The 25,460-nt window shown below is 59.9% G+C and carries 25 protein-coding genes; 10 read left to right on the forward strand and 15 right to left on the reverse strand.

Features of this window, described 5'->3' with window-relative positions:
• Positions 1-2: 2 nt before the first annotated feature.
• The 5 genes from ACR0IM_RS17320 to ACR0IM_RS17340 form a co-directional block, all read right to left on the reverse strand.
• Positions 3-1,304: an NAD(P)/FAD-dependent oxidoreductase gene (locus tag ACR0IM_RS17320; RefSeq protein WP_480682667.1), complete on the reverse strand. Its 1,302-nt coding sequence runs from the start codon at positions 1,302-1,304 to the stop codon at positions 3-5.
• Positions 1,301-2,119, reverse strand: a complete 819-nt coding sequence (locus tag ACR0IM_RS17325) for an ABC transporter permease (protein WP_480594111.1) — start codon at positions 2,117-2,119, stop codon at positions 1,301-1,303. The genes ACR0IM_RS17320 and ACR0IM_RS17325 overlap by 4 nt, the downstream gene beginning before the upstream one ends.
• The gene (locus ACR0IM_RS17330) at positions 2,116-3,006 is read right to left on the reverse strand and encodes an ABC transporter permease subunit (RefSeq protein ID WP_480682697.1); all 891 of its coding nucleotides are present in this window, start codon (positions 3,004-3,006) and stop codon (positions 2,116-2,118) included. The genes ACR0IM_RS17325 and ACR0IM_RS17330 overlap by 4 nt, the downstream gene beginning before the upstream one ends.
• The gene (locus ACR0IM_RS17335) at positions 3,006-4,133 is read right to left on the reverse strand and encodes an ABC transporter ATP-binding protein (RefSeq protein WP_480642527.1); all 1,128 of its coding nucleotides are present in this window, start codon (positions 4,131-4,133) and stop codon (positions 3,006-3,008) included. Before ACR0IM_RS17335 ends, ACR0IM_RS17330 begins: the two co-directional genes overlap by 1 nt.
• A gap of 66 nt (positions 4,134-4,199) precedes the next feature.
• Positions 4,200-5,285, reverse strand: a complete 1,086-nt coding sequence (locus ACR0IM_RS17340) for a polyamine ABC transporter substrate-binding protein (protein WP_480594119.1) — start codon at positions 5,283-5,285, stop codon at positions 4,200-4,202.
• Between the two features lie 140 nt (positions 5,286-5,425).
• On the opposite strand from ACR0IM_RS17340, the gene ACR0IM_RS17345 reads away from it, so the two are divergent.
• On the forward strand, positions 5,426-6,109 hold the full coding sequence (locus ACR0IM_RS17345; protein WP_480682668.1) for a GntR family transcriptional regulator: 684 nt from the start codon (positions 5,426-5,428) through the stop codon (positions 6,107-6,109).
• Positions 6,110-6,184: 75 nt separating this feature from the next.
• The gene (locus ACR0IM_RS17350; protein ID WP_480682669.1) at positions 6,185-7,582 is read left to right on the forward strand and encodes an aspartate aminotransferase family protein; all 1,398 of its coding nucleotides are present in this window, start codon (positions 6,185-6,187) and stop codon (positions 7,580-7,582) included.
• Between the two features lie 495 nt (positions 7,583-8,077).
• Here the strand turns inward: ACR0IM_RS17350 and ACR0IM_RS17355 are convergent, their stop codons facing one another.
• Entirely contained in the window at positions 8,078-9,376 is a 1,299-nt protein-coding gene (locus tag ACR0IM_RS17355) for a lytic murein transglycosylase (protein WP_480682671.1), read from the reverse strand.
• A 111-nt stretch (positions 9,377-9,487) separates the two neighbouring features.
• On the opposite strand from ACR0IM_RS17355, the gene ACR0IM_RS17360 reads away from it, so the two are divergent.
• Positions 9,488-9,874 carry a DUF1801 domain-containing protein gene (locus ACR0IM_RS17360; protein ID WP_480594133.1) on the forward strand — a complete coding sequence of 129 codons (387 nt, stop codon included), beginning with the start codon at positions 9,488-9,490 and terminating at the stop codon, positions 9,872-9,874.
• On the opposite strand, the gene rnr is transcribed toward ACR0IM_RS17360, so the two are convergent.
• The 3 genes from rnr to dapE are packed head-to-tail and all read right to left on the reverse strand — an operon-like array spanning position 9,865 to position 13,889.
• Complete coding sequence (gene rnr / locus ACR0IM_RS17365; RefSeq protein WP_480682672.1) at positions 9,865-12,123, reverse strand: ribonuclease R; 2,259 nt, start codon at positions 12,121-12,123, stop codon at positions 9,865-9,867. The genes ACR0IM_RS17360 and rnr overlap by 10 nt on opposite strands.
• 47 nt (positions 12,124-12,170) lie before the next feature.
• Positions 12,171-12,746, reverse strand: coding sequence for a TIGR04282 family arsenosugar biosynthesis glycosyltransferase (locus tag ACR0IM_RS17370; RefSeq protein WP_480682673.1), 576 nt, complete (start codon positions 12,744-12,746; stop codon positions 12,171-12,173).
• 3 nt (positions 12,747-12,749) lie between these two features.
• Positions 12,750-13,889, reverse strand: a complete 1,140-nt coding sequence (gene dapE / locus ACR0IM_RS17375; RefSeq protein WP_480682674.1) for a succinyl-diaminopimelate desuccinylase — start codon at positions 13,887-13,889, stop codon at positions 12,750-12,752.
• A 199-nt stretch (positions 13,890-14,088) separates the two neighbouring features.
• Here dapE and ACR0IM_RS17380 point away from each other — a divergent pair, with 199 nt between their 5' ends.
• On the forward strand, positions 14,089-15,147 hold the full coding sequence (locus ACR0IM_RS17380) for a transporter substrate-binding domain-containing protein (protein ID WP_480594144.1): 1,059 nt from the start codon (positions 14,089-14,091) through the stop codon (positions 15,145-15,147).
• Here ACR0IM_RS17380 and ACR0IM_RS17385 read toward each other — a convergent pair.
• Positions 15,144-15,488 carry a hypothetical protein gene (locus ACR0IM_RS17385; RefSeq protein ID WP_480594264.1) on the reverse strand — a complete coding sequence of 115 codons (345 nt, stop codon included), beginning with the start codon at positions 15,486-15,488 and terminating at the stop codon, positions 15,144-15,146. The genes ACR0IM_RS17380 and ACR0IM_RS17385 overlap by 4 nt on opposite strands.
• 106 nt (positions 15,489-15,594) lie before the next feature.
• Here ACR0IM_RS17385 and ACR0IM_RS17390 point away from each other — a divergent pair, with 106 nt between their 5' ends.
• Positions 15,595-15,930, forward strand: coding sequence for a cupin domain-containing protein (locus ACR0IM_RS17390; protein WP_480594147.1), 336 nt, complete (start codon positions 15,595-15,597; stop codon positions 15,928-15,930).
• A gap of 52 nt (positions 15,931-15,982) precedes the next feature.
• Here ACR0IM_RS17390 and dapD read toward each other — a convergent pair whose 3' ends face one another.
• Together dapD and ACR0IM_RS17400 are read right to left on the reverse strand one after the other, a co-directional pair.
• On the reverse strand, positions 15,983-16,810 hold the full coding sequence (dapD, locus tag ACR0IM_RS17395; RefSeq protein ID WP_480642537.1) for a 2,3,4,5-tetrahydropyridine-2,6-dicarboxylate N-succinyltransferase: 828 nt from the start codon (positions 16,808-16,810) through the stop codon (positions 15,983-15,985).
• Positions 16,811-16,918: 108 nt separating this feature from the next.
• Entirely contained in the window at positions 16,919-17,836 is a 918-nt protein-coding gene (locus ACR0IM_RS17400) for a threonine/serine dehydratase (RefSeq protein ID WP_480682675.1), read from the reverse strand.
• Positions 17,837-17,915: 79 nt separating this feature from the next.
• Here ACR0IM_RS17400 and ACR0IM_RS17405 point away from each other — a divergent pair, with 79 nt between their 5' ends.
• Positions 17,916-18,758: an LOG family protein gene (locus tag ACR0IM_RS17405; RefSeq protein WP_480594155.1), complete on the forward strand. Its 843-nt coding sequence runs from the start codon at positions 17,916-17,918 to the stop codon at positions 18,756-18,758.
• 3 nt (positions 18,759-18,761) lie between these two features.
• On the forward strand, positions 18,762-19,859 hold the full coding sequence (locus ACR0IM_RS17410; protein ID WP_480682676.1) for a cystathionine gamma-lyase: 1,098 nt from the start codon (positions 18,762-18,764) through the stop codon (positions 19,857-19,859).
• On the opposite strand, the gene ACR0IM_RS17415 is transcribed toward ACR0IM_RS17410, so the two are convergent.
• Positions 19,860-20,243, reverse strand: a complete 384-nt coding sequence (locus ACR0IM_RS17415; RefSeq protein WP_480594161.1) for a hypothetical protein — start codon at positions 20,241-20,243, stop codon at positions 19,860-19,862.
• A 148-nt stretch (positions 20,244-20,391) separates the two neighbouring features.
• On the opposite strand from ACR0IM_RS17415, the gene ACR0IM_RS17420 reads away from it, so the two are divergent.
• The 3 genes from ACR0IM_RS17420 to ACR0IM_RS17430 all read left to right on the forward strand — a co-directional run bounded on the left by ACR0IM_RS17420 (position 20,392) and on the right by ACR0IM_RS17430 (position 23,366).
• A complete protein-coding gene (locus ACR0IM_RS17420; RefSeq protein WP_480682677.1) occupies positions 20,392-21,309 on the forward strand; it encodes a DnaJ C-terminal domain-containing protein in 918 nt (305 codons plus the stop codon).
• Positions 21,306-21,644: a chaperone modulator CbpM gene (locus tag ACR0IM_RS17425; protein ID WP_480594168.1), complete on the forward strand. Its 339-nt coding sequence runs from the start codon at positions 21,306-21,308 to the stop codon at positions 21,642-21,644. The genes ACR0IM_RS17420 and ACR0IM_RS17425 overlap by 4 nt, the downstream gene beginning before the upstream one ends.
• A 63-nt stretch (positions 21,645-21,707) precedes the next feature.
• Positions 21,708-23,366, forward strand: coding sequence for a U32 family peptidase (locus ACR0IM_RS17430; RefSeq protein ID WP_480682678.1), 1,659 nt, complete (start codon positions 21,708-21,710; stop codon positions 23,364-23,366).
• Between the two features lie 3 nt (positions 23,367-23,369).
• Here ACR0IM_RS17430 and ACR0IM_RS17435 read toward each other — a convergent pair whose 3' ends face one another.
• A complete protein-coding gene (locus ACR0IM_RS17435; RefSeq protein WP_480594173.1) occupies positions 23,370-23,975 on the reverse strand; it encodes a cytochrome P460 family protein in 606 nt (201 codons plus the stop codon).
• A 255-nt stretch (positions 23,976-24,230) separates the two neighbouring features.
• Positions 24,231-25,418, reverse strand: coding sequence for a dual-specificity RNA methyltransferase RlmN (rlmN, locus tag ACR0IM_RS17440; protein ID WP_480682679.1), 1,188 nt, complete (start codon positions 25,416-25,418; stop codon positions 24,231-24,233).
• Positions 25,419-25,460 lie beyond the last annotated feature (42 nt).

Consider the following 25,460-nt stretch of genomic DNA (forward strand, 5'->3'; position numbering starts at 1 on the left):
CGTCACCAATCTGCAAGCGCCATCACCGCATAGGCTGGTGGCAGCAACGCACGACGCCAGCGCCCCAGCGGAAACCGTTGCGGCGCACGTGCAATAGGCTCCGGGAGTTCGGCACCCTGCTCCAATACCATCTGGGCCAGCGCACGCCCGCAATAGGTGCCCATCGCCACCCCGTTTCCATGATAGGCAAACCCGGCGAACAGCCCCGGCTGGCCGTCCACAGGCCCGACATAAGGCGTTAGACCCCGCGAGAGGCAGACCATGCCTGACCACATATGGGTTACGTCAACACCCGACCAACCCGGAAACATCTTCCTGAAATTCCTTATGACCTTGCGCCTGATGGCAGCTTCTGCCCGCGGTGATGACAGCAATCCTCCGCGCATTCCGAACAGAAACCTTCGGTCGGGCATCAGGCGGAAATAGTGCAGCAGTTGGCGTGTGTCATAGGCCATCTGGTCCGAGGTCCAGCCCTGCGCCTGCAATTCGGCCTCGGACAAGGGACGGGTCACCAGTACAGTGGACTGCGCAGGCATGTACCGGCCTGCCATCCAAGATGGGATGTCCTCGCTGGAGTAACCGTTGGTGCAGATCAGCACGTTTTGCGCCCTGATCCGGCCTGAATCGGTCTGAACCTCGAAGCCGGATTTCGTTTTACGGACGGTTTGCGCGGCGCTTTGTTGGAACAGATCAGCGCCGCGCAATCGTGCCGCCTGCGCCAATCCGAAGAGGTACTTTCTGGGGTTCAGCGCAAATCCGACAGGGTTGGTGTAGCCGCCGTGGAACTTGCCGCCAAAGCCAAGCCCCCGCAGATCACCCGGTTCATGTAGCGTGCCGGACGCCTCAGCCTGCCGTCGCAGCTTGTCCATCGCGCGTGGGGTATGGGCCAGTTGGGTCTCACCCCGTGAATGCACATCGGCGTCGATGCAATGCGTCCCAAGCAGGTCGGTGACCAGGGGAACAGCGTCTGCTTCGGCCTGGGCATAGTTGCTTGTGGCAGTCTCTCCAAACTGGCGGATCATCGCGTGATGGCTCAGCTTTGATCCGCCCAAACAACAGAACCCACCATTGCGCCCGGATGCGCCCCAGCCCGGTGTTTTGGCCTCAAGCACGGCAACCGACACTCCGGCCTCGGCCAGATGCAGCGCCGCCGAGAGGCCTGTGAAGCCGCCGCCGACAATAGCAACATCCGCATTCTGGTCGCCCTGCACGACCGGCCATTCGGGGCTGGCAATCGTTTCATCCCACCAGCAGTTGGTCCGGGGGCCGGGACCGTAGGTATAGTCGGGAAACAGCCGTTTCATTCAGTGCGCGCTGCGGCCATTTCATCCTGCTTTTGCCGCACCATCGCCCGTTTCGTGATCAGTGACGCGGTGATGACCCCCACCGTCACAATCCCGATCATGATCGTGGACAGCGCATTGATCTCGGGGCTGACGCCCAGGCGCACGGCCGAGAAGATCTTGATCGGCAAGGTCGTCGCAGACGGCCCCGATGTGAAGGAGGCAATCACCAGATCGTCCAGCGACAGGGTAAAGGCCAGCAACCAGCCCGAGATCACCGCAGGGGCGATGATCGGCAAGGTCACCAGACGAAACGCCTGCGCAGGCGAGCAGCCCAGATCCAACGCGGCCTCTTCCAGCGATTGATCGAATGTCACTAGACGCGAGGAGACGACCACGGAAACGAAACACATCGAAAAGGTCGTATGCGCCAGAACGATGGTCAGGATGCCCCGGTCCAACCCAATGCCGATGAACAGCAGCAGCAGCGACAGGCCGGTGATCACCTCGGGCATCACCAGCGGCGCGTAGATCATGCCGGAAAACAGCGTGCGGCCAAAGAACCGACCGCCGCGAACCAGCACATAAGCCGCCGCGGTACCCAGAATGGTGGCCAGCGTCGATGAGAACACCGCAACACGTACGGTTACCCAAGCGGCGTCCAGAAACGCTTCGTTCTGCACGACCGATGCATACCATTTGGTCGAAAACCCGGCCCAGACCGTCACCAGTTTGCTTTCGTTGAAGCTGAAGATGATCAGGATGATCATCGGGATATAAAGGAATGCAAACCCCAGGGTCAGCGAAACCGTGTTGAACCAACTCATCCTGTTCATCGGTCTGCCTCCGCCTGTTTCTGCTGGTTGCGCTGAAACAGCACGATCGGGATCACAAGGATCAGCAACAGCACCACCGCCACTGCACTGGCGACCGGCCAGTCACGATTCGAGAAGAACTCCTCCCACAGCACTTTACCGATCATCAATGTGCCCGAGCCGCCCAGCAGCGACGGGATCACGAACTCGCCTATCACCGGGATCATCACCAGAAAACACCCGGCGATGATACCGGGGCGCGACAGTGGGATGGTCACCAGCCAGAAGGCTTGCAGGCGGGAACAACCCAGATCCTCGGCGGCCTCGATCAGGGATTCATCCATCCGTTCCAGAGACGAATAGATCGGCAGGATCATGAACGGCAGATAGGTATAAACGATGCCGATATAGACAGCCGTATTGGTGTTCAGAATGGTCAGCGGAGTTGAGATGATACCCGTCCACAGCAGCAACTGGTTCAGGTAGCCTTCGTTCGACAGGATACCCATCCACGCATAAACCCGGATCAGGAACGAGGTCCAGAAAGGCAGGATTACCAGCATCATCAGCGAAGGGCGCCATTCTGCGGGCGCGCGGGCCATACCATAGGCGATGGGATAGCCCACCAGCAGCGTCAGAAAAGTAGAAATGACCGCGATTTTGACGCTGGAGAGATAGGCCTTCCAATACAGATCATCTTCGGTCAGCCAGACGAAATTCTCAAAGTCCAACTGGCTGAAGAAATCCTTGATCCCGGCCCAACCCTGCGACAGGTCCAGCGTCGGCGTGTAAGGCGGGATCGCCAGTTCGGTATCCGACAGCGAGATTTTCAGGACGATGAAAAACGGCACCAGAAACAGCGCCAGCAGCCAGACATACGGAACGGCAATCAGAAACGCGCGGCGCATCAGCTTGCCAGCAAAACCGCGGCGGTTGCTGTCCAGGACAGCCAAACCGGGTCTTCCCATGTAAACGACCGGCGCGAGATACGGCGAGTGTTGGCCGTCTGCGCCTTGATAATCGTGCCGTTCGGCAGTTCAACGTGATAGGTGGAGAGATTGCCCAGATAGGCGATGTCGTGCACCTTGCCCTGCACCGCATTGATCGCATCCGCCGGGCGGTCTGCCGAGATCGTCACCTTTTCAGGCCGGATCGCAAGGTGACAGGTCTGTCCCTGCGAAAACCCGTTGGCCGAGGTCGCCGTCAAGGGCGACTGCCCCTCGGCCCAGTCGATCTGATAGGTATCTTCGCCATTGGCCGAGGCCCGGCCTTCGATGATGTTCACATCGCCGATAAAATCCGCGACATAGACCGAGTTCGGGTTCTCATAGATGCGATCCGGCGTTGCCACCTGCATCAGCCTGCCCTGATCCATCACCGCAACGCGGCTGGCGACCGTCATCGCCTCTTCCTGATCGTGGGTCACGATCACAAAGGTGGTGCCGGTCTTTTCCTGAATATCCATCAGTTCGAACTGAGTGTCCTGCCGCAATTTCTTGTCCAGCGCGCCCAGCGGTTCGTCCAGCAGCAGCAGCTTGGGCGCCTTGGCCAGAGACCGCGCCAGCGCCACCCGCTGACGTTGCCCGCCCGAGATCTGGTGCGGCTTGCGGCGTGCGAATTGCTCCAACCGGGTCAGGCGCAGCATCTCTTCGACTCGATCCTCAAGGTCATGCTTGGGCATGTTGTCCCGGCGCAGGCCAAAAGCGATGTTGTCCCAAATGCTGAGATGCGGAAACAACGCATAAGACTGGAACATCATGTTCACCGCCCGTTTATTCGGCGGGATCGGGTCGATGTCCTGACCACCCAGCAAGATATGCCCTTCGGTGGGTTTCTCGAACCCGGCCAGCATCCGCATCATGGTGGTCTTGCCGCAGCCCGAAGGCCCCAGCAGCGCAAAGAACTCGCGCTCGAAAATGTCCAGAGACAGGTTGTCGATGGCCGTGAAGTCTCCAAACCGTTTGGTGACATTCCGGAACTGGATCAAAGGTTTCGCCTGTGGATCATTCCACGGCTCAAAGACGTCAGAGTTCAAAACGGCCCCCGTTCGACATTCTGTAAAAGGATGCAAGGCGGCCAGGCCGCCTTGCGCAAAACCGGATCAGGTGCCCGATTTGATCTTGGTCCACATGCGCGTCACGACGCGCTGAACTTTCTGAGGGTAAGGCCCTTTGACATAGGTGTTATCCATAGCTTCAGGAGAGGGGTAAATCGCCGGATCACCGATCACGTCTTCCGCCAGAAATTCCTGAGAAGCCTTGTTACCATTGGCGTAGTACACATAATTCGACGCGGCGGCCATGTTCTGAGCATCAAGCATAAAGTCTATGAACTTGTGCGCACCATCCGGGTTGGGGGCATCGACCGGCACAGCCATTTGGTCGAACCACATCTGCGATCCTTCCTTGAACGCGTTGTAGGCAATATCAACACCGTTTTCAGCCTCTGCAGCCCGGTCGCGCGCTTGCAGAACATCGCCCGAGAAACCAACGGCAACACAAATGTCGCCATTCGCCAACGCGTTGATATATTCTGAACTGTGGAACTTCGTTACGTAGGGACGAACGGCTGCAAAAACCTCTTCGGCCTTTGCGATATCGTCCTTCTCTGACGAGTTCGGATCAACGCCCGCATAAATCATTGCGGCAGGCACCATCTCGTCGGGGGCATCCAGAAAATGCACGCCACAAGACGCGAGCTTTTCCATATTTTCCGGGTTAAAGATCAATTCCATCGAGTCCAGCGGTGCATCCTCGCCCAGAACTTCCTTGACCTTGTCGACATTGACGCCAAGTCCGGTCGTCCCCCACATGTAATTGACTGAATGCTTGTTGCCCGGGTCGAATTGCGCCACGCGCTCGGCAATGACATCCCACGCGTTTCCGATATTCGAAAGCTTGGCTTGATCCAGCTCCTGGTAGGCCCCGGCTTCGATCTGACGCCCCATAAAACTGCCGGTTGGCACCACGACGTCGTACCCTGATCCGCCAGCCAGTATTTTGGTCTCTAGAACCTCATTACTGTCATAGACGTCGTAGATCAGCGTCAGGCCGGTCTCTTCCTCGAACTTCTTCAGAAGGTCTTCATCAATATAGTCGGACCAGTTGTAAACGCGCACCTCTTCGGCGAAGGCCGCCGAAGTCCCCAATGCGATGACTGCGGTCATCGTCAGCGTTTTGATTGACATTTTTTTCTCCCTGAAAGTGTACGGGTATTTTCCCGTTTTTTTGGATTTGATCAAGTTTTGCGTTTTCCCCCGATCCCGCGTATGGTTTCAAAAGGTCAGGCATCTGGCAAGTCAGCATCATTGGAAACAGGGCAAACTAATTGGATTTGATCAAAAATAAAGCGTCGAGCTCCAAAACAGAGGCCGAAAAACGGCCCGCGCATGAGCAGGTGTATCAAACCCTCAAGGCTCAGATCATGTTCGGTGAATTGGTACCCGGACAGCCCGTCACGATTCAGGGGCTGACTGATTCTCTGGAGGTTGGCATGACCCCCGTTCGCGAGGCGATCCGCCGCCTGATTTCCGACGGTGCACTGGTGTTTCAGGGCAACCGACGGGTCAGTGTCCCGCTGTTGTCCGCGGGTGATGTCGAGCAGATGATTTTCGCTAGACTGTCAATAGAATCAGAGCTTTCCAAACGCGCGACCGTGAATATGAGCGGCGCCGATATCGACCATCTGGAGCATATCGACCGGCGGCTGGACCGCATGATCGCGGATGGAGATGTCAGCGGCTATTTGCATCTGAACCACACTTTCCACGAGACGCTTTATTCCTATGCGGATGCTCCGATTCTACGTGACTTGGCCGAACGGCTCTGGCTCAGATTCGGGCCGTCTCTGCGCGTGGTTTGCGGACGGTTTGGCACTCAAAGCTTACCGGACCGGCATAAGGACATCATCGCCGCCCTGCGCGCCAAAGATGTCGACGGGGCGGCAAAAGCCACCGCTCAGGACATCGAACAGGGGATGGAGCTGATGGCGGACTCCCTGACCGACGGCTAGACACAGTCGATTCGATTGACAGGAAAAAATTTGATCATATTGTGAATGGCAACCGCTTTTGCAGGAGATTTCCGGATGTCCACCATCACCAATCACATGCCCACCGCTGAGTTGCAGGCGCTGGACGCCGCCCACCACATACACCCGTTTTCGGCCAATGGGTCGCTTGGCCGAGAAGGCGCGCGCGTCATCACCCGCGCCAATGGCGTCTATCTGACCGACAGCGAGGGTGAAGAGATTCTGGACGCCATGGCTGGCCTTTGGTGCGTCAATATCGGCTATGGTCGGGATGAGCTGGCCGAGGTCGCCGCCCGCCAAATGCGTGAACTGCCGTACTATAACACCTTTTTCAAAACGACCCACGTGCCAGCCATTGCACTGGCCAGGAAACTGGCCGAACTGGCACCGGGCGATTTGAACCATGTGTTCTTTGCTGCGGGCGGGTCAGAGGCCAACGATACCAATATCCGTTTGGTGCGCACCTATTGGGCCGAGAAAGGCCAACCCGACAAAAACATCATCATCAGCCGCAAGAATGCCTATCACGGCTCGTCCGTGGGCTCGGCCTCGTTGGGCGGTATGGCCGGGATGCATGCGCAAGGCGGCATTCCGATCCCGAACATCCATCACATCAACCAGCCGAACTGGTGGGCCGAGGGCGGCGACATGACGCCCGAGGATTTCGGTCTGGCCCGCGCGCGTGAGCTGGAAGAGGCCATTCTGGAGCTGGGCGAGGATCGCGTCGCTGCCTTCATCGCCGAACCCGTTCAGGGCGCGGGCGGTGTGATCGTGGCACCCGACACCTACTGGCCCGAGGTTCAGCGCATCTGCGACAAATACGATATTCTGCTGGTCGCCGATGAGGTGATCTGCGGCTTTGGCCGCACCGGCAACTGGTTCGGTTCGCAAACCGTTGGCATCAAACCGCATATCATGACTATCGCCAAAGGGCTCAGCTCGGGCTATGCGCCCATCGGTGGGTCCATCGTCAACGACGAGATTGCCGAAGTTATCGGCGGCACCGAGTTCAACCACGGCTACACCTATTCCGGCCACCCCGTCGCCGCCGCCGTGGCGCTGGAAAACCTGCGTATCCTCGAAGAAGAAAAAATCGTCGATCACGTCCGCGACGTGGCCGCGCCCTATCTGAAAGAGAAGTGGGAGGCGCTGGTCGATCACCCGCTGGTGGGTGAGGCCAAGATTGTCGGCATGATGGCCTCGATCGCACTGACCCCGGACAAGGTCAGCCGTGCCAAGTTCGCGTCCGAGCCCGGCACCATCGGCTATATCTGCCGCGACCGTTGCTTTGCCAACAACCTGATCATGCGCCATGTGGGCGACCGGATGATCATCTCACCGCCGCTGGTTCTGACGCCTGCGGATATCGACGAGATGTTCGTGCGTATCCGCAAGTCGCTGGACGAGGCGCAGGCCGAGATCATCGCCCAAGGGCTGATGAAGGCGGCGGCATAAGAAAGCGCCTGGAATACGTAAGGACCGCCTGATGACACCGGCTTTTTTGCCGGTGTCCTTCGGGTTCACTTTTTCGGCAGGTACCGGTTTACCGCGTTTCGTAGCTCCGGCTCCAACTGTCTTCGTACTCTCCCAAAACTCTGGACAAGTCCAGCAAGGACGCAAAAAGCCTTGCGTAAACGTCCCTCGACATAAGAGGTTCCTTTTCGTCGAGAAGCTGTACCAGGTGGACCACGTTGGTCGCGAAGACATCGTAGACTTCTTTGTCTGCGGATGTTGGGTCTAGGGTCCAGATGCTGCGATCATCGTAATATTGTGCTGGCTTCGGTTCGTCATCAATCATGGAGCGGCCTCATCAATTTGAAGCACACTTGGGACCGGTAAGAACCGACACAATATCCGTGGCAGGAAGTAACAAGAGATTGGCCAACTCGACCAACCTTCTGCAACTAATACGCCGGAACGTTGTCAAAGGTCAGGGCCTTTGCTGCGTCCTTACCGCAACCGCTCCAACAGTCTGAGACTCGCATATCCATCCGGCAACAACCCCTGTGCCAGTTGATAAGCCCGCACCGCGTCGGTCGTATTTGGCCCGGTACGCCCGTCGATGCCCTGCGTATCGAACCCGGCCTCGGTCAGGCGGGATTGCAGTTCCTTTTTCTCGGAAAAGCTCAGCGCCCGGTCGCTGCGGGGCCAGTCGGCCTGAAACGGGTTGCGTCCGGCCAGACGGTCGGACAGATGGCCGATGCCGATCACATAAGCGTCGGCGCCGTTGTAGGTCTCGATCACCCCGAAATTGTCGAAGATCATCAGCGCCACTCCCTGCCCTCCGGCGGGCAAAAGGATGGCGGCTTGCCCGTGATCCGGGACCGGGTTGCCGTCGCGCCCGACTACCCCACGCGCGGCCCAGTCAGATGGCATCTGGGTGTAGTCCCGTTTGGCGATGGCATAGTCGAACCCTTCGGGCAGGTGCACCTCAACCCCCCAGGGTTGCCCCTTGGTCCAGCCGTGCCGCGCCAGATAGGCGGCGGCCGAGGCCAGCGCGTCGGTGGGGTCATCCGACCAGATATCCCGCCGCCCGTCGCCGTCAAAATCCACCGCGTGATCCAGGTATGAGGTCGGCATGAACTGCGTGTGCCCCATCGCACCCGCCCAACTGCCAACCATGTCACCGGGGCTGACATCCCCGGCCTGAATGATCTGCAACGCAGCAATCAGCTGGGTTTCAAAGAACTGCGACCGCCGTGCGTCAAAGGCCAGCGTCGCCAGTGATCGGATGGTATGGTCACTGCCCTGGAACGTGCCGAACGCGGTCTCAAGGCCCCAGATCGCGGTGACCACCTCTTTCTCGACGCCATATTGCGCCTCGATCCGGGTCAGGATTGCGTGGTGACGCTCAAGCCCTGCCCGGCCGTTGGAGACGCGCGTATCCGAGACGGCAGAATCCAGATACTCCCAGATCGGTTTCGAGAATTCAGCCTGATCGCGGTCGCGTTCGATGATCTTCTTGTCATAGGTCAGCCCGGCCAGCGCCCGATCCAGCGTTGCGGCGGAGATGTCCTGTTCAAGCGCCCGTTCCCGAAACGCCCCCAGCCACGCCTGAAACCGCGCGTTTCCTTCGGTTGACACCCGATACTCCATCGCTGAGGGCCGCAGAACCGGTCGTAACGATACTGTCAGATCGGCCGAGGCCAGCTGAAAGGTCTGAGACCCATCCGCCGAATTGAGGGATTCCGCCTGCACAATGGATGCCCATAATGCAGCGGCAATGACGCCACTTGTGCATTTACGCATTCCGAAATTCCTGATTACTGCTCGGGGCCAGAATAGCGCAAAACGCGGGATTCACAAAGTACTCAGACCGAAACTTCTGACGTGTCGGATCAAACGGGATAAGCTGCTGAGATGAAGCCATTTGATGACCCAAAAGTAGCCGCTGCTTACGAAGCGCTGCCAAAGAAGGCCCGCGCCGGTGCGCTGGTCCTGCGCGAGTTGATCTTTGAGACGGCCGAGTCCCACCCCCGTGCGCAGCCTCTGGAAGAGGCGCTGCGCTGGGGGCAACCCGCCTATCTGGCGCCAAAAGGATCGACGATCCGGGTCGGAACGCATAAGGCCGCGTCTTTTGCACTGTTCGTGCACTGCCAAAGCCGGTTGATGGGTGATTTCACCTCGGCCTTTCCAGGTGTGGATCGGCTGGATGGCAACAGGGCCGTTCTATTCGACGAACCCGCGCAGATAGACCCGACCCGCCACGGCTGGCTGATTGCGCGTGCGCTGACCTATCACCTCTGACGGCGTTTGCGTTCGACCTTGCGTTTAATCTTGTCTTTCTTGCGCTTGGTGCTGACCGCCTTGCGTCGTGTCGGCCGCCCTTTCGGGCCACGACCGAGCGGCAGAGCCTGATCATCGATGGACAGCAATTCCAGTTCCAGCCCGCCGGTGACGGGTGTCGCCTCAGTCAGGCGCACGGTGACGCGCTGGCCGATGGCAATGATTAGCCCTGTGTCTGACCCCATCAGGGTCCCGGCCTCGCGGTCAAAGTGGAAAAACTCGCGCCCCAGCGATCGCACGGGCACCAACCCATCCGCGCCGGTCTCATCCATCTTCACGAAAGCCCCGAACCGGGCGATACCGCTGATACGGCCCGAGAACTCATTGCCCACCCGCTCGCTGAGATAGGCGGCCAGATAGCGATCGGTCGTGTCGCGTTCCGCCATCATCGAACGCCGCTCGGTGTCCGAGATATGGGTGGCGGTTTCATCGAGCCGCGCGATTTCGTCCTCGGTCAGCCCGTCTTCACCCCAGCCATGCGCCGAGATCAGCGCCCGGTGCACGATCAGGTCGGCATAACGCCGAATGGGCGAGGTGAAATGCGCATAGTTCCGCAGCGCCAGCCCGAAATGGCCGAAATTCTCGGGGTTATAATAGGCCTGCGCCATCGACCGCAGCGTGCTGAGGTTGATCAGTTCGGCGTCTTCGGTCCCGGCGGCAGCGTTAAGCAGCGCGTTCAGATGACGGGTCTGCAGCACCTGCCCTTTGGCAAGATTCAGCCCCGCTGCTTGCGCCGTTTCCCGCAGGCTTTCCAGTTTCTCGGGCGCGGGTTCCTCGTGCACGCGGAACAGCAGCGGGCGGCGTTTGGCGATCAGGGTTTCGGCAGCGGCGACATTGGCGAGGATCATGAACTCTTCGATCAGCTTGTGCGCATCCAGACGCTCGCGAAAAGCCACACTTTCGACCTCTCCTGATTCGCTGAGGACGATCTTGCGTTCCGGCAGGTCCAGCTCCAGCGGCTGCCGCACGGCGCGGGCCTTCTTCAGCGCGGCGTAAGCGGCGTAGAGCGGTTTCAGCACCGGCTCCAATAACGGCCCAGTGCGGTCGTTCGGGTTGCCATCGATGGCCTCCTGCACCTCGGTGTAATGCAGCGACGCGGCAGAGCGCATCAGGCCACGAACGAAACGGTGGCCGATCTTGTTGCCCTCAGCATCGATCTGCATCCGAACGGCGATACAGGCACGCGGAACGCCCTCGTGCAGGGAACACAAATCACCCGACAGACGGTCGGGCAGCATCGGCACCACGCGGTCGGGGAAATAGCTGGAGTTGCCGCGCTTGCGTGCCTCACGATCCAGCGCGGTGCCGGGCTGCACATAGGCAGCAACGTCGGCAATCGCGACCCAGACCACGTGACCGCCGGGGTTTTTCGGATCGTCATCGGCATGGGCGTAGCAGGCGTCGTCATGATCCCGCGCATCCGAGGGGTCGATGGTGAGCAGCGGCATGTCCCGCAGGTCTTCGCGGCCCTTCAGGCCAGCAGGTTTGGCCTTGTCGGCCTCGGCAATCACCTTGTCGGGGAATTCGTCCGGGATGCCATGTTGATGGATGGCGATCAGGGACACGGCCTTCGGCGCAGACGGGTCGCCCAGACGTTCCACGATCCGTGCGCGGGGCAGGCCCATGCGGTTCTTGGGGCCGGCCTGTTCGGCCTCGACCAATTCGCCGTCTTTCGCGCCCAGAACCGCGCCGTCCTGGACCAGCCATTCGGTCTGGCCGGTCTTGTCGATAGGCACGATCCGCCCGCCCTCAGCCCCTTTGCGGAAGATTCCGACGATCTTGCGCGGGTTGGTCCCGATGCGGCGGATCAGGCGGGCCTCGTAATTGTGGTCTTCCTCATGCACCACGGTCAGACGGGCCAAGATTCGGTCACCCTCGCCCAGCGCCGGGTCGCTGGCACGGGTGATGATCAGAACGATGGGCTCGACCCCTTCGCCATGCCATTCCAGCGGACGGGCAAACAGATCGCCATCGGCATTCGGAGCCTTCACCTGCAACACGCTGACCGGCGGCAGGCGATCTGGGTCGCGATAGCTGCGCTTGCGCTTTTCCAGATGTCCTTCGGCCTCAAGCTCTTTGAGGATTCGTTTCAGGTCGATCCGGTCCGCGCCCTTGATGCCAAAGGCCTTGGCGATATCGCGTTTCGAGGTCAGGGTGGGGTTCGCCGAGATCCAGTCGAGGACCTCTTGCTTGGTGGGGATGCGAGTCATGATTCCGGCCTAGCACGGGGATGCGACCGCGTCATGACTAAAAAGGGTCAGGGCTTCAGATCGGCCAGCGTGTCGACATCGCGCAACTGATCCAGCAAGGCCACGCGCGTGCCGGTGACAGAGGCCAGCGTGTCCGCCAGGGCGTGTTCGGTTGACCAACGGACATCGCGGAATAGGCCCAGCGGCAGCGCACTGTATCGTTGCGCACCGACCAGCCAGTACCCTCCGTCCGGTGCAGGGCCGAAGACCATCTGGTCCTGACCAAGCGCCTTGAACGCCCGTGCGATGTGCCCGCGTGTGATGCCGGGAATATCCGCGCCGATCAGGCAAACGGGTCCTTTCGGCATTCCGCACAGCATCCGACCCATCCGGTGACCCAGATCCCCCCGCCCTTGTGCCGCGCGCGGCAGATCAGCAGGCCAGATGCGGCTGGTCAGCCCTTCGCGATCCGGGGACACCGCCAGCACGATCTGCCAGCGCGGGTCGCGAAGTCGCCGGATCAGCGACCGGGTCTGCTGCCGAAACCACCACGCCGCACCGACCATGCCGATATCGCGGCCCAGCCGGGTTTTTACCCGCCCGGGGCGTGGCTCTTTGACCATGATGACCAGAGTGCGCTGCATCACTCAGGCGAAATAGTCCCGCAGGATGCGCGTGTAGATCGCCTTCAGCTGATCGATATGCGCCACCTCAACGCATTCATCCACCTGATGCATCGTGCGGCCAACCAGGCCAAACTCGACCACCGGACAGTGGTTTTTCACAAACCGCGCATCCGAGGTGCCGCCCGTCGTGGACATCTCGGGCCGGGTACCGGTTTCCGCCTCGACCGCCTGCGCCACCAGATCGGACAGCGGGCCGGGCGGAGTCAGGAAGCTTTCGCCCGAGATCTTGATCTTGACCGCCACCTCGACCCCATAGGTTTCGGCCACGGTTTGCGCCTCGGTCCGCAGCCATTCGCTGAGGCTTGCCCCTGAGTGCAGATCGTTGAAACGAATATTCACCGCCCCACTGCTTTGCGCCGGGATCACGTTGGTCGCTTCGTTGCCCGTGTCGATATTCACAACCGCCAGCGTCGAGGCGTCGAAATGGTCCGAACCGCGATCCAACTCGTGACTGGCCAGCCGGTCCATCAGCCGCGCTATCGCGGGCAGAGGGTTTCTTGCCCGGTGTGGATAGGCCGAATGGCCCTGCGCGCCGGTCACGGTGAACCATGCGGTCATCGAACCTCGGCGGCCGATCTTCATCATCTCACCCATCGTGTTTGGGCAGGTCGGTTCGCCCACCAGACAGACCGACATCCGTTCACCGGATTCAGTCATATAGTCCAACAGTGCTGTGGTGCCGTCCAACGCATCGGCCTCTTCATCGCCGGTGATGGTCAGGATAACGGCGCCATCGGGCGGCGTTTCGCGCACGAAATCCACCGCTGCTGCCGCAAAGGCCGCCACGCCGGATTTCATGTCGGTGGTCCCGCGCCCATACATCAAACCGTTGCGGATCTCGGCACCAAAGGGCGGCATGGTCCACGCGGCCTCGTCCCCGACGGGCACTACATCGGTGTGACCGTTGAAGCCAAAGCTGCGCCCGTGGCCTTTTTCGCCCCAGCGGGCAAACAGGTTGCTGATGCCTCCGCGGTCCACGCGGGTGCAGTCGAACCCCGCATCGGACAGAAGTTGTTCCAAAAGAACCAGGGCACCGCCTTCCTCGGGTGTGACCGATGGGCAACGGGTCAGGGCCGCTGTCAATTCTACCGGATCAGTCATGGCGGAGCCCCTCTGGTTCGTTTGCGCGCACAGATTCAACGAATTGGGCCGATTGCCAACCCCTGCCCACGCAAATCTGATCGCTTTTTTGCAAGCGTTTCGCTTTGACACCCCAACAAAACACAGGACTTTACCCCGCGAATACCTTGCTGCACCGTTCAAATCTGCGTTAGAGCCCCGCGAAACAGGTGATTAGAAGATGATACGCGCGCTTTTCGCATTGGTCTGTATGACCTTTGCCGTTCTTGCACAGCAAAGCCAGGCACAGACCCTGAATGTCACCACGGTGACCCGCCCTCCGTTTTCCTATGCTGAAGACGGGGCGCAGACCGGGTTTTCCATGGACTTGCTTGAGGCGCTCGCCGAGTCGCTGAACTGGGAGTATTCGGTCAACCGTGTCGGGTCGTTCGGCGAGATGCTGGGCGCGGTGCAGAACGGATCCGCTGATCTGGCCATCGCCAATATCTCGATCACCGCCGCGCGTGAGACGCAGATGGACTTCAGCCAGCCGATTTTCGAGGCCGGGTTGCAGATTATGGTCCCGTCCGAGGCAGCGCGCCAGCCGTCATTGCTGCATGCGCTGCTGTCGCGCGAATTGTTTATCGCCATCGGCCTGGCCTTCGCCCTCTTGTTGGGCGGTGGCATGTTGATGTGGACGTTCGAACGCCGCTCGCAGCCTTATTTCGACCGCAAGTTAAACGAAGCGTGGTTCCCCTCTTTCTGGTGGGCGCTGAATCTTGTAGTGAATGGCGGCTTCGAGGAACGGATGCCCCGCACCCCGTTCGGCCGCCTGTTGGGCGTAATTCTGGTGGTCTCGTCCCTGTTCATCGTGTCGGTGTTCACGGCGCGCATCACCTCGGTCATGACGGTGGATGCAATCAGCGGCAGCGTTAATTCCGTCAACGATCTCTATGGCAAACAGGTCGGCACGATCACCGACTCGACCGCCGCCAGTTTCCTGAACCGGCGCGATATCGAGTTTGTCGGGTATTCCGGCCTTGATGAGATGCTGGCCGCCTTCGAGGACAAGGACTTGGACGCTGCGGTCTTTGACGCACCAATCCTGTCCTACTACGCCTCGCACGAAGGCCGCCGGATCGCCACAATGACCGGCGGCGTCTTCCTGCGTGAAAGCTATGGGATCGCGTTTCCGACCGGCTCACCCCTGGTCGAAGAAGTCAACCAGGCCCTGCTGTCGCTGCGCGAAGATGGCACTTATGACGAGATTTACCGCAAGTGGTTCGGGGCGCGGAACTAGGCCTGTTCCTCATCGCCAAAAAACGGCGTCATCTGCGCGACGACCACGGCGTTTTCATCCAAAGCCCGCTGCATCAACGCCCGTTCGTCGGGGTCGATGTCATGGCCCTGCGCCTCGCGCTCGGCCAAGGTGCCATAGCCGGTGACATCCAGCGGCGCGGTATCGGCCTGTTTAAGTATGGCCACGGTTTCACGCACGGCCTCGGCCTCGTCCACACCGCTGGCGAAACACATCAGCGCCGCCCCGGTCGCGCCTTCGGGCAGGCCGTCGCCGTCCTTGCGGCCGATCTGCACAAGCAGGGTATAAACCTGCTGACGAGAGGGTTTCTTTTGCTTTTCCATGGTGGGGGCCATAGCCGTGCGCCCGCCTACGGTCAAGCGGTCGGGAATTGCAGGACCGCAACTTCGCCGTCATAGTGCGGTGACACATATCGCAAAGGATGCCTCCATGCCCTATCCTGAATTCATCACCGACTTTCCGAGCCTCGACGTGCCTTTTCCCGAGGACGTGGTGCAATCAGCGGTGATCCGGTCGGATACGGGGCTGGTAGCCTTCTTCACCTTCCTGAAGGATTTCGAACTGCCCGCACATTCGCACAAGGCCCAATGGGGCACGGTGATTGAAGGTGAAGTGGAACTGATTATCGGGGATGAGACCAAAATCTACCGCCCCGGCGATAGCTATTCGATCCCGTCCGGTGTCGAACATGGCGGCAAGATCAAGGCCGGAACGCGGGTGATCGACGTATTCGAGGAACCCGACCGCTATCCGGTTAAAGCGTAAACAAAAAAGGCCGCAGCACGATGCCGCGACCCCTGTTTGATCTGCGGTTCGATCAGTCGCGCAGCAGCTCGTTGATACCGGTTTTCGAACGGGTCTTTTCGTCCACCCGCTTCACGATCACGGCGCAGTACAGGCTGACATTGTTCTTGGACGGCATCGAACCGGCAACGACCACCGAATAAGGCGGCACTTCGCCATACATGACCTCACCGGTTTCGCGGTCGACGATCTTGGTCGATTTGCCAATGAACACGCCCATGCCCAGAACCGAGCCCTCACGGACGATACAGCCCTCGACCACTTCGGAGCGCGCGCCGATAAAGCAGTTGTCCTCGATGATGGTGGGGCCGGCCTGCATCGGCTCCAGCACGCCACCGATGCCAACTCCGCCGGACAGGTGAACGTTTTTGCCGATCTGCGCGCAAGAGCCGACGGTGGCCCATGTGTCAACCATGGTACCCTCGTCGACATAGGCGCCCAGGTTCACGAAAGACGGCATCAGCACCACGCCCGGCGCTATATAGGCCGACTTGCGAACCACGCAGTTCGGAACCGCGCGGAAACCGGCGGCTTGCCACTGGTTCTCGCCCCAACCGGCGAACTTGCTGTCCACCTTGTCCCACCAGCCGCCAGCCTGCGGGCCGCCGTTCTGGATTTCCATATCCTTGATGCGAAAGCCCAGCAGAACCGCTTTCTTGGCCCACTGGTTCACGTGCCAGTCACCGCTTTCCAGCTTTTCGGCCACACGCAGCGAACCACTGTCCAATGCGTTCAGCGTATCTTCGATCGCTTCTCGGGTCTCACCGGTGGTGGCGGGGGTAATGGTGTCGCGCGCCTCCCAGGCGGCTTCGATGGCGGCTTCCAGTTGCGCGTTGGACATGTGTGGGCTCCCTGCAGAATCTGTTCACGTTGGTGTTGCCTATACGCAAGCGAAGGACTGGCCGCAATGCGACGCTGAACGCGCGCTTTGCGGCTGTTTGCTGCGGTTTTATGCGCCCAGAGGGTCTGGAGAGATATTGCCGCCGCAGATCAGCACCGCCACCCGCTCGCCCGGTTCCGGCTGGTAGGCCCCCGATAGCAGTGCCGCCAACGCCGTCGCACCTGCCGGTTCCACAAGGATTCGATGGGCTTGCCAAAGCAACTGCTGCGCCTCGGCAATGGCCTCATCCCTCACCAGAACCGAGGTCATCCCCTGCGCCAGACCGAAACAGATCGAGCCAATCCGCCGCGCGCCCAGCGCGTTGGCGGCAATGCCCGAGACGGTGACATCCACCGGCTTTCCTGCCTGCAAGGCCGCGTTCAGCGCGCAAGAGGCCTCTGGTTCGACCGCCACAACCTTGCGCGCGCCTTGAAACCAGCCCAGCGCCCCGGCGATCAATCCACCACCGCCGACAGCGATAAGAACCGTATCGGCCTTCAGTCCTTGCGCCTCCCACTCGGCAAAGCAGGTGCCCTGCCCGCCCACGGTGGCGGGTGCATCATAAGCGTGGATCTGCATCGCGCCGGTTGCCTCTTCGTGCTGCTGCGCGCAGGTCAGCGCGTTGGCATATTCACCGGACACCACGCTCAGATCAGCGCCAGTCTGTTGGATCAGGGCAATCTTGGACGGCCCCGCTATTTCCGGCACGAAGATTTTCGCCGGATAGCCCAAGGACCGCGCTGCGTAAGCCGCCGCCGCGCCATGGTTTCCGCCGGATGCAGCAACAACACCCGCCTCGGGCACATCCAGGCTGAGCAACGTATTGAACGCCCCGCGCGCCTTGAAACTGCCGGTATGCTGCAAGTGCTCCAGCTTCATTTCGACCGGATAGCCCAGCCCCAAAGCCTGACTTTCCACCACCGGAGTCACCTGCGCGTACCCGGCAATCCGGGCGGTTGCTTCCGAAATTTCACTCTTCCAATTCATTGTTGTTCTTCCGTGACTGGCGCTCTGGCCGCGAACCCTATAGCTGTTTGAAGAACACGCAAGCATGGATAGATCACCTATGAGAGAAGACCGCCTGAGCCCCTTCCGCGACGCGCAGACCGACCGCTCGACCGCGAGTGAAGTTCCGGACACGCCGCAGACACGCTCACCCGCCTATCGCCTTGCCTTTGCGGATGACGATTTCCTGTGTCGGGATGAGCTGCGCCCGGTGCGCCTGCAGCTGGAACTGCTGAAACCCGAGATGATCATGACCGAGCGCGAGATCACCTCGACCATCGTCATGTTCGGCGGTGCGCGCATCCCCGAGCCGTCGCAGAAACACACCGCCCGAACCGAGACATTGGCCAACCTATCGCAATATTATGACGAGGCGCGTGAGTTTGCGCGGCTGATGACCGAGAAATCCAATGAAACCGGTTGCCGTGAAAACGTCATCGTCACCGGCGGCGGCCCCGGTGTGATGGAGGCCGGGAACCGGGGTGCGCAGGATGCGGGTGGCTGTTCCATCGGCCTGAACATCGTGCTGCCGCATGAACAAGCGCCGAACCTTTATGTTACGCCCGATCTCAGCTTCAACTTCCATTATTTCGCAATCCGCAAGATGCATTTCCTGATGCGCGCCCGCGCCATCACCATCTTCCCCGGCGGGTTTGGTACGATGGATGAGCTGTTCGAATCCCTCACCCTGATCCAAACCGGCCGGATGGAGCGCGTGCCTTTCCTGCTGTTTGGTCGCGAATTCTGGGAAAAGGTTATCAACTGGGAGGCTCTGGCTGATGCGGGCACGATCTCGGACGAAGACCTCGACCTGTTCCGCTTTGTCGACACCGCGCAAGAGGCAGTCGACATCATCGAGAACTGGGAACCCGCCCCGCCTCGTGACGAAATTCCGGGGCGCTGAGCCATGGCCCCGAAGACCGGAGAAATGCTGCACCTGCGCGGCAACACGCTGAACGCGGGTGAGCCAGTGACCCTGCCGCTGACCCAAAGCAGTATGTACCACCTGCCGGGCGCAACGGCCGGTCTGCCCACGTACGGGCGCGTCGACAACCCCACATGGCAACATCTGGAACATGTGCTGGCCCACCTTGAGGACGCACCTTGTCTGACATTCCCGTCCGGCATGGGGGCGATCTCGGCGGCCTTGTTCGCAACATTGAAAGCGGGGTCGCGCCTGCTGATTCCCTCGGATGGGTACTACGTCACGCGGGTATTGGCCGACCGGTTTTTGTCCGGTCTGGGTGTTTCGGTTACAGAACGCCCGACAACCACCTTCACCGAAGGCGGGTTAGACGGGTTCGATGTGGTCTTTGTCGAGAGCCCCTCGAACCCCGGGTTGGACATGATAGACCTGCCTGCCATCGCCTCGGCCGTTCGTGACGCCGGCGGGATCACATTTGCCGACAATACGACCCTGACCCCCTTGGGCCAGCGCCCGCTGGATATGGGCGTCGACGTGGTGGTGGCATCAGACACCAAGGCCATGGGCGGGCATTCCGACCTGCTGATGGGGCATGTAGCCAGCCGCAATGCGCAGATCATGGAGCGGGTTGAGGAATGGCGGCGGGTTTCCGGCGCGATCCCGGGCCCGCATGAGGCATGGCTGCTGCATCGCGGATTGGAAACGCTGGACGTGCGCTTCGACCGCATGTGTTCCTCGGCGCAGGTGCTGGCCGAGCGATTGGCCGATCACCCGGCGATTCAGCAAATCCGCTACCCCGGCCTACCAGATGATCCCTCACACGCGCTGGCCAAAACCCAAACCACGCGGTTCGGGTTCCTGATGTCGATCACTCTCGAGACCGAAGAAAAGGCCGAAGCCTTCATCAACGCCTGCCCGATGCTGCGCCCGGCAACATCCTTCGGTGGCGTCCACAGTTCGGCCGAGCGCCGCGCGCGGTGGGGTGACAATGTCGACCCCGCCTTCATCCGCCTGTCTGTCGGGTGTGAACCGGTGGAAGAGCTGTGGCAGGCGATCGAGACCAGCCTGAACGCGCTGTAGCTACTTCTTGGGCTCGCGCAGTTCCGTGAACACATAGATCGGCAGCACTATACTGCCGATCAGCGCGCCCAACCATACCAGCAGTGTTGCGGCCAGCAGGTTCGAAATCCCTCCAATCGTCAGCCCGTTGGTCACCAGATCGGTCACCAGCAAACCTACGAATGTCACGATCAACGCGATCCCGCCTTTCAAAGCGGGTGCTTTCTTTTCCCCCAGCTTCAGGATCAGTGGCTCAGCAATCACCTGAACCAGCGTAAAGACGATCACCACCACGATGAACGAGATCGGCCGGATCGCAAATTCTGACAATAGAACCGCCGCCAGCAGCAACCCGATGGCATTCCCGGCCAGCAGAGCCAGAATGGACTTGATTCTGCGCGTCATGGGGATCTCCGTCAAAAAACAATTCGAAACATGCATATGTTAACAGACCTGCGGGAATTTGCGAGCGGTTTCAAAAGTCCCTTCCTTTTGGGCCATTGAAAACGCATGATAAAACCCATCCTGTTCCGCCCGACCTGCGAGAGGTGAGATGAGCGACGATCCCTATTCCGTCCTTGGTGTCGCCAAAGACGCCAGCGATGCCGAGATCAAAAAGGCCTATCGGCGCATCGCCAAGGAATGCCACCCCGACCTGAAACCCGGTGACGCCGAGGCCGAAGCCAAGTTCAAGGCCGCCGCTGCAGCTTATGATCTGCTGAAAGACCCCGAAAAGCGCGCGCAATACGACAATGGCGAGATAGACGCCTCGGGTCAGGAACGCCCGCAGCAGCAGTATTACCGCGACTATGCCGAGGCCGCCGGAAACCCCTATCGCGGGCGCGCCGCAGATCCGGACGACATGTCGGACATCTTTGCCGAGTTCATGCGGGGCCGCGGCGGATACGGTCAGCGCACCCATGAATTCCACGCGCCGGGGCACAATCGCGCCTACAGCCTGCAGATCAGCTTTCTGGATGCCGTATTCGGCGCCAGCCAGAAACTGACCCTGCCCGACGGCGACCGGATCGAGGTGAAGATACCCGCTGGCATCACGGACGGCCAGACCATCCGTCTGCGCGGAAAGGGTGATCCCGGCTTTGGTGAGGGTCCTCCGGGTGACGCCCTGGTCACGGTCTCGGTTGCAAAACACCCGGTCTTCGACCGTCAGGGCGACGACATCCACATCATTCTGCCGATCACGATTGACGAGGCCATTCTGGGCGGCAAGGTCCCCGCCCCCACCATCGACGGTGGCGTGAATGTCAGCGTCCCGGCGGGTACCAGCAGCGGCAAGACATTGCGCCTACGTGGCAAAGGGGTCAAGAAACGCGGCTCAACCGAACGGGGCGATCAACTGATCGAACTGACTGTTTCGATGCCCGACCAGATCGACGACGATTTGAAGCACTTCATGGAGACGTGGCGCGAAAGCCACCGCTATGATCCGCGCAAAGGAATGCCGTCATGAGCCTGACAGAAAAGGAACTGATCGCAACAGTCACCCGCCTGACCTCGGCCCGGCTGACCGAGTATCTAGCCGCCGAGATCGTGATCCCTGAACAAACGGATGAGGGTCTGGTCTATCACAGCCTCGATGTCGCCCGTCTGGAACTGGCCTGTGAACTTCACGATCAGTACGAGATGGAGCCGGACGCGCTGTCGATGATGATTTCTCTGATCGACCAGATGCACGGGTTGCGCGCCGAACTTCGCGAGGTGCTGAACGCCGTCCAGGCGCAGCCCGACCCCGTCCGGCAACAACTGATCGAGGTTATCGGCACAGCGCGGTTCCGTCGCAGATAACGGGCTTTTGGACTCGGGGTGTTTGCCGTAAAAGGCCCCCTTGATCTAAACCCCGGTATGTCCATGACCCAGTCCAGATCCGAATTGCTGATGCCCGCGGGCAATCTGCGCAAGCTGAAACTCGCCATCCTCTACGGGGCGGATGCGGTGTATCTGGGTACGCCGGATATGTCGCTGCGCACAAAATCCGAATTCTCGCTGGAAGAGGTAATCGAAGGGGTCGAGTTCTGCCACCAACATGGTCGGCGTGCTTACCTGACGCTGAACCTGTTTTCGCACAACAAGGACATCCCGAAGCTGGACGAATACATCGACACCGTCCGCAGGGTAAAGCCCGACGGGCTGATCATCGCCGATCCCGGTGTATTCCAATATGTGCGCGAACGCGCGCCCGAATTGCCGCTGCATATCTCGACCCAAGCCAATATCTGTTCCTGGCTGTCGGTGAAGTTCTGGCAGGATCAGGGGGCCGAACTGGTGGTACTGGCGCGCGAGGTTTCCTACCCTGAACTAGTCGAAATCCGCGAGAAATGCCCTGACATCAAGCTTGAGGCCTTTGTTCACGGCGCCATGTGCATGACTTATTCGGGCCGCTGTCTGCTGTCGAATTTCATGGCCGAGCGTGGTGCTAATCAGGGCAACTGTGCCAATTCCTGCCGCTGGAACTATGGCCTGAAGCTGCGCCTCAAGGATGGCACGCGTGAAGAAATCCGAATTACCGAGGAAAATGCCGACCTGTTCGAATTCCTGCTGGAAGAAGGTTGCCGCCCCGGTGATCTGATGCCCATCGAAGAGGATGATCGCGGCTCGTATATCCTGAACTCCCGCGATCTGTGCATCATGCCCAAGCTGGATGAATACCTGAAGATCGGCGTCGACAGCCTCAAGGTCGAAGGGCGCGGCAAGTCCGAGTATTACGCCGCTATCGTCGCGCGGGCCTATCGTATGGCCATTGATGACTATCACGCCGACCCCGAGAGCTGGGACCCGAAACCTTACATGCGCGAACTCGAAACCGTCGGGAACCGTGGCTATACGCTGGCCTTCCACCAAGGGCGCCTGACCAATTATGCGCATGATTACGAACACACGGCCTCGATCGCACAATGGGAATATGCCGGGATCGTCACCGAGGTCACCGAGGACGCGTTTCTGGTCGAGGTGAAGAACAAGCTGGAACCAGGCGACGTGCTGGATTTCGTCTCACCCATCTCGCGCGACACGGTTCTGCTGCGGGTCTATGATTTCGAACGCGCCCATGATGGCGCGCGGCTGGACGTGATGCATGGCAGCACGAAAACCGTCATCCGCCTGCCCTTCTCCCTGTTCGATCACGAAGACATCGACGACTTGCGTGCCCGGTTCCCTGTCTATTCCGTGCTGCGCAAGGAACGCGCACTGACCGACGAACACTGGAGCCGCATCCGCTTTGACAAGCTGGTGCAAGGGCTGGAAACCTCGGGCCGTGACAACCCCAATGCCTATGAGCGCCGCCGAGACGAACTGGTGGAAAAGATCGGCGAGGATGGCAACCAACGCCGGTTCAAGACCAACCGGATCGGTACCGAAGGCTGTTGCGGCAAAGGCTGCAACGGCTGTCTGATCTTCTGGCAGGATGAGAAATACGCGCTGGCCCGAGAGGTCCTGTCGAAACGAAAACAGGGTGAACAACTCAGCCGCCGCGAAGCCACGGCGCTGAAACTGCCCGACGAGGCCGTCTGACGATCAGTTCCCGACGGCGTATTCTTCGGGAACAAAGAACGTGTAGTCCCGATCCGCGACCGCTTCGTGACAGTCATGGCAATAACCGACCGCTGAAGCGCGGAATCCCATCGTGTCACCGAACAAAGACCCGTCCGGCAATACCATGATATAGCGCCAGTCTGCCGTTTCGGGGCTGGCACCCTCGGCCAGTTTCTCCATCACGAACAGGGCGCCGGGATGGATGTTGCCCTCATCCGTGACAGTCACGCTGTCCTTGGCCAGCACCGAGCCCTTGGGCAGTTTTTCACCCTCCTGCAAGGTGCCGTAATTATGTGCCATGCGATTGGCATAGGTGTTCACGAAACGCTGGCCATGTGTGGCCGAAATATAGGGCGCATCATTGAACAGCGGCCAGTTCTGGTAGTTCAGCAACTGGTCCAATTGGGCGGCACGGTACCCGCGCGCCATACGTCGTTGCAGCGACTGGTAGACCTGCAACGCCTCGTCTTTGGTCAAATCCGCCGGGTTTTCGATGGCAATATGCGCATTCTCGCCGGTAGACTGTGCAGCGGCATGGGTGGCAAAAACGCCCGAAATCACCAACGCTGCAAGAGAGATCGAATACATTCGTTTTAATCGTAATAACATAGGGATGGCCCACCTGTTTCAAAAGGTTCGCCTGAACGCCGCTCGTCATGCCTGAAATAAGATAGCGGCCGTGAACAAACACGCCACGACCGGACAGCGGCTTTCACCGCTTTGTGCGCAAGAGTGAAATGCGCCCATCCCGCCTTGACTGCCTAAATATATCAAATTGTGCATTCAAAAAACAGCGGGACAAACATTAATTTATTGTCGCCCATCGCGAGACAATGGTACCGGTCAGTTTTGCAGCCCGGCTTCGGCCTCGATCTGCTTGCGCGATTTGCGGGCGCGCTCGGTGGCCGATTTCAGCTGACCACAGGCCGCCATGATATCCTCGCCGCGGGTTTTGCGGATCGGCGAGGCATAGCCCGCCTGATAGATGATGTTTGCAAAGGCCCGGATACGGTTGTTCGAGCTGCGCTTGTACGGCGCGCCCGGCCATTCGTTGAATGGGATCAGGTTGATCTTGGCCGGAATATTGTGGCGCTTGATGTGGTCGATCAGGCGATGCGCATCCTCGTCGCTGTCATTGACGCCATCCAGCATCACGTACTCAAAGGTGATCCGCTCGGAATTCGAGGCTTTGGGATAGCTGGCCAACGCATCCAGCAGTTCTTCGATATTCCAACGCTTGTTGATCGGCACCAGCACATCGCGGGTTTCATCCGTGGTGGCGTGGAAGGAAATCGCCAGCAGACAGCCAATTTCCTCGGCAGTTCGCGCAATCTCAGGCACCACGCCCGAAGTCGACAGGGTAATGCGGCGGCGCGACAGCGAAATTCCCTCGGGGTCCATCGCGATTTTCATCGCATCGCGGACGTTTTCGAAATTATAGAGCGGTTCACCCATGCCCATCAGAACGATATTCGACAGCAGGCGGGTTTCGTCCTTGGGCGCGCCGGGAACCGGCCATTCCTCAAGATCGTCGCGCGCCATCATTACCTGACCGACAATTTCTGCAGCGGTCAGGTTGCGCACCAGTTTCTGCGTACCGGTATGGCAGAAGGAGCAGGTCAGCGTGCATCCCACTTGGGATGAGATACACAGCGTGCCGCGATCTTCTTCGGGGATGTAAACCACCTCGACCTCATGCCCGCCAGCGATGCGGCACAGGTATTTGCGGGTACCATCCTCGGAGACCTGGCGGGTCACAACCTCGGGGATTTCGATGACGAAGTCTTCGGCCAGTTGCGCGCGATAAGCCTTGGCGAGATTGGTCATCTCGGCAAAGTCACGCACACCCCATTGGTAAATCCATTGCCAGATCTGACCAGTCCGCATTTTGGCCTGTTTCTCGGGCGTGCCATGTTCGATCAGAGCTTCACGCAGCTGGTCCCGCGTCAGGCCGACAAGGTTAGTCTTCCCCTCGGGCAATTTGCGGGGGATGGTCATGACGTCTTGAGTGATCGGCGCATTGGGCGACATGTGGCTATCTCAACGGATTCTGGCTTGGGATGCGCCTCTATA

The organism is Ruegeria sp. BF6 (assembly GCF_056538665.1).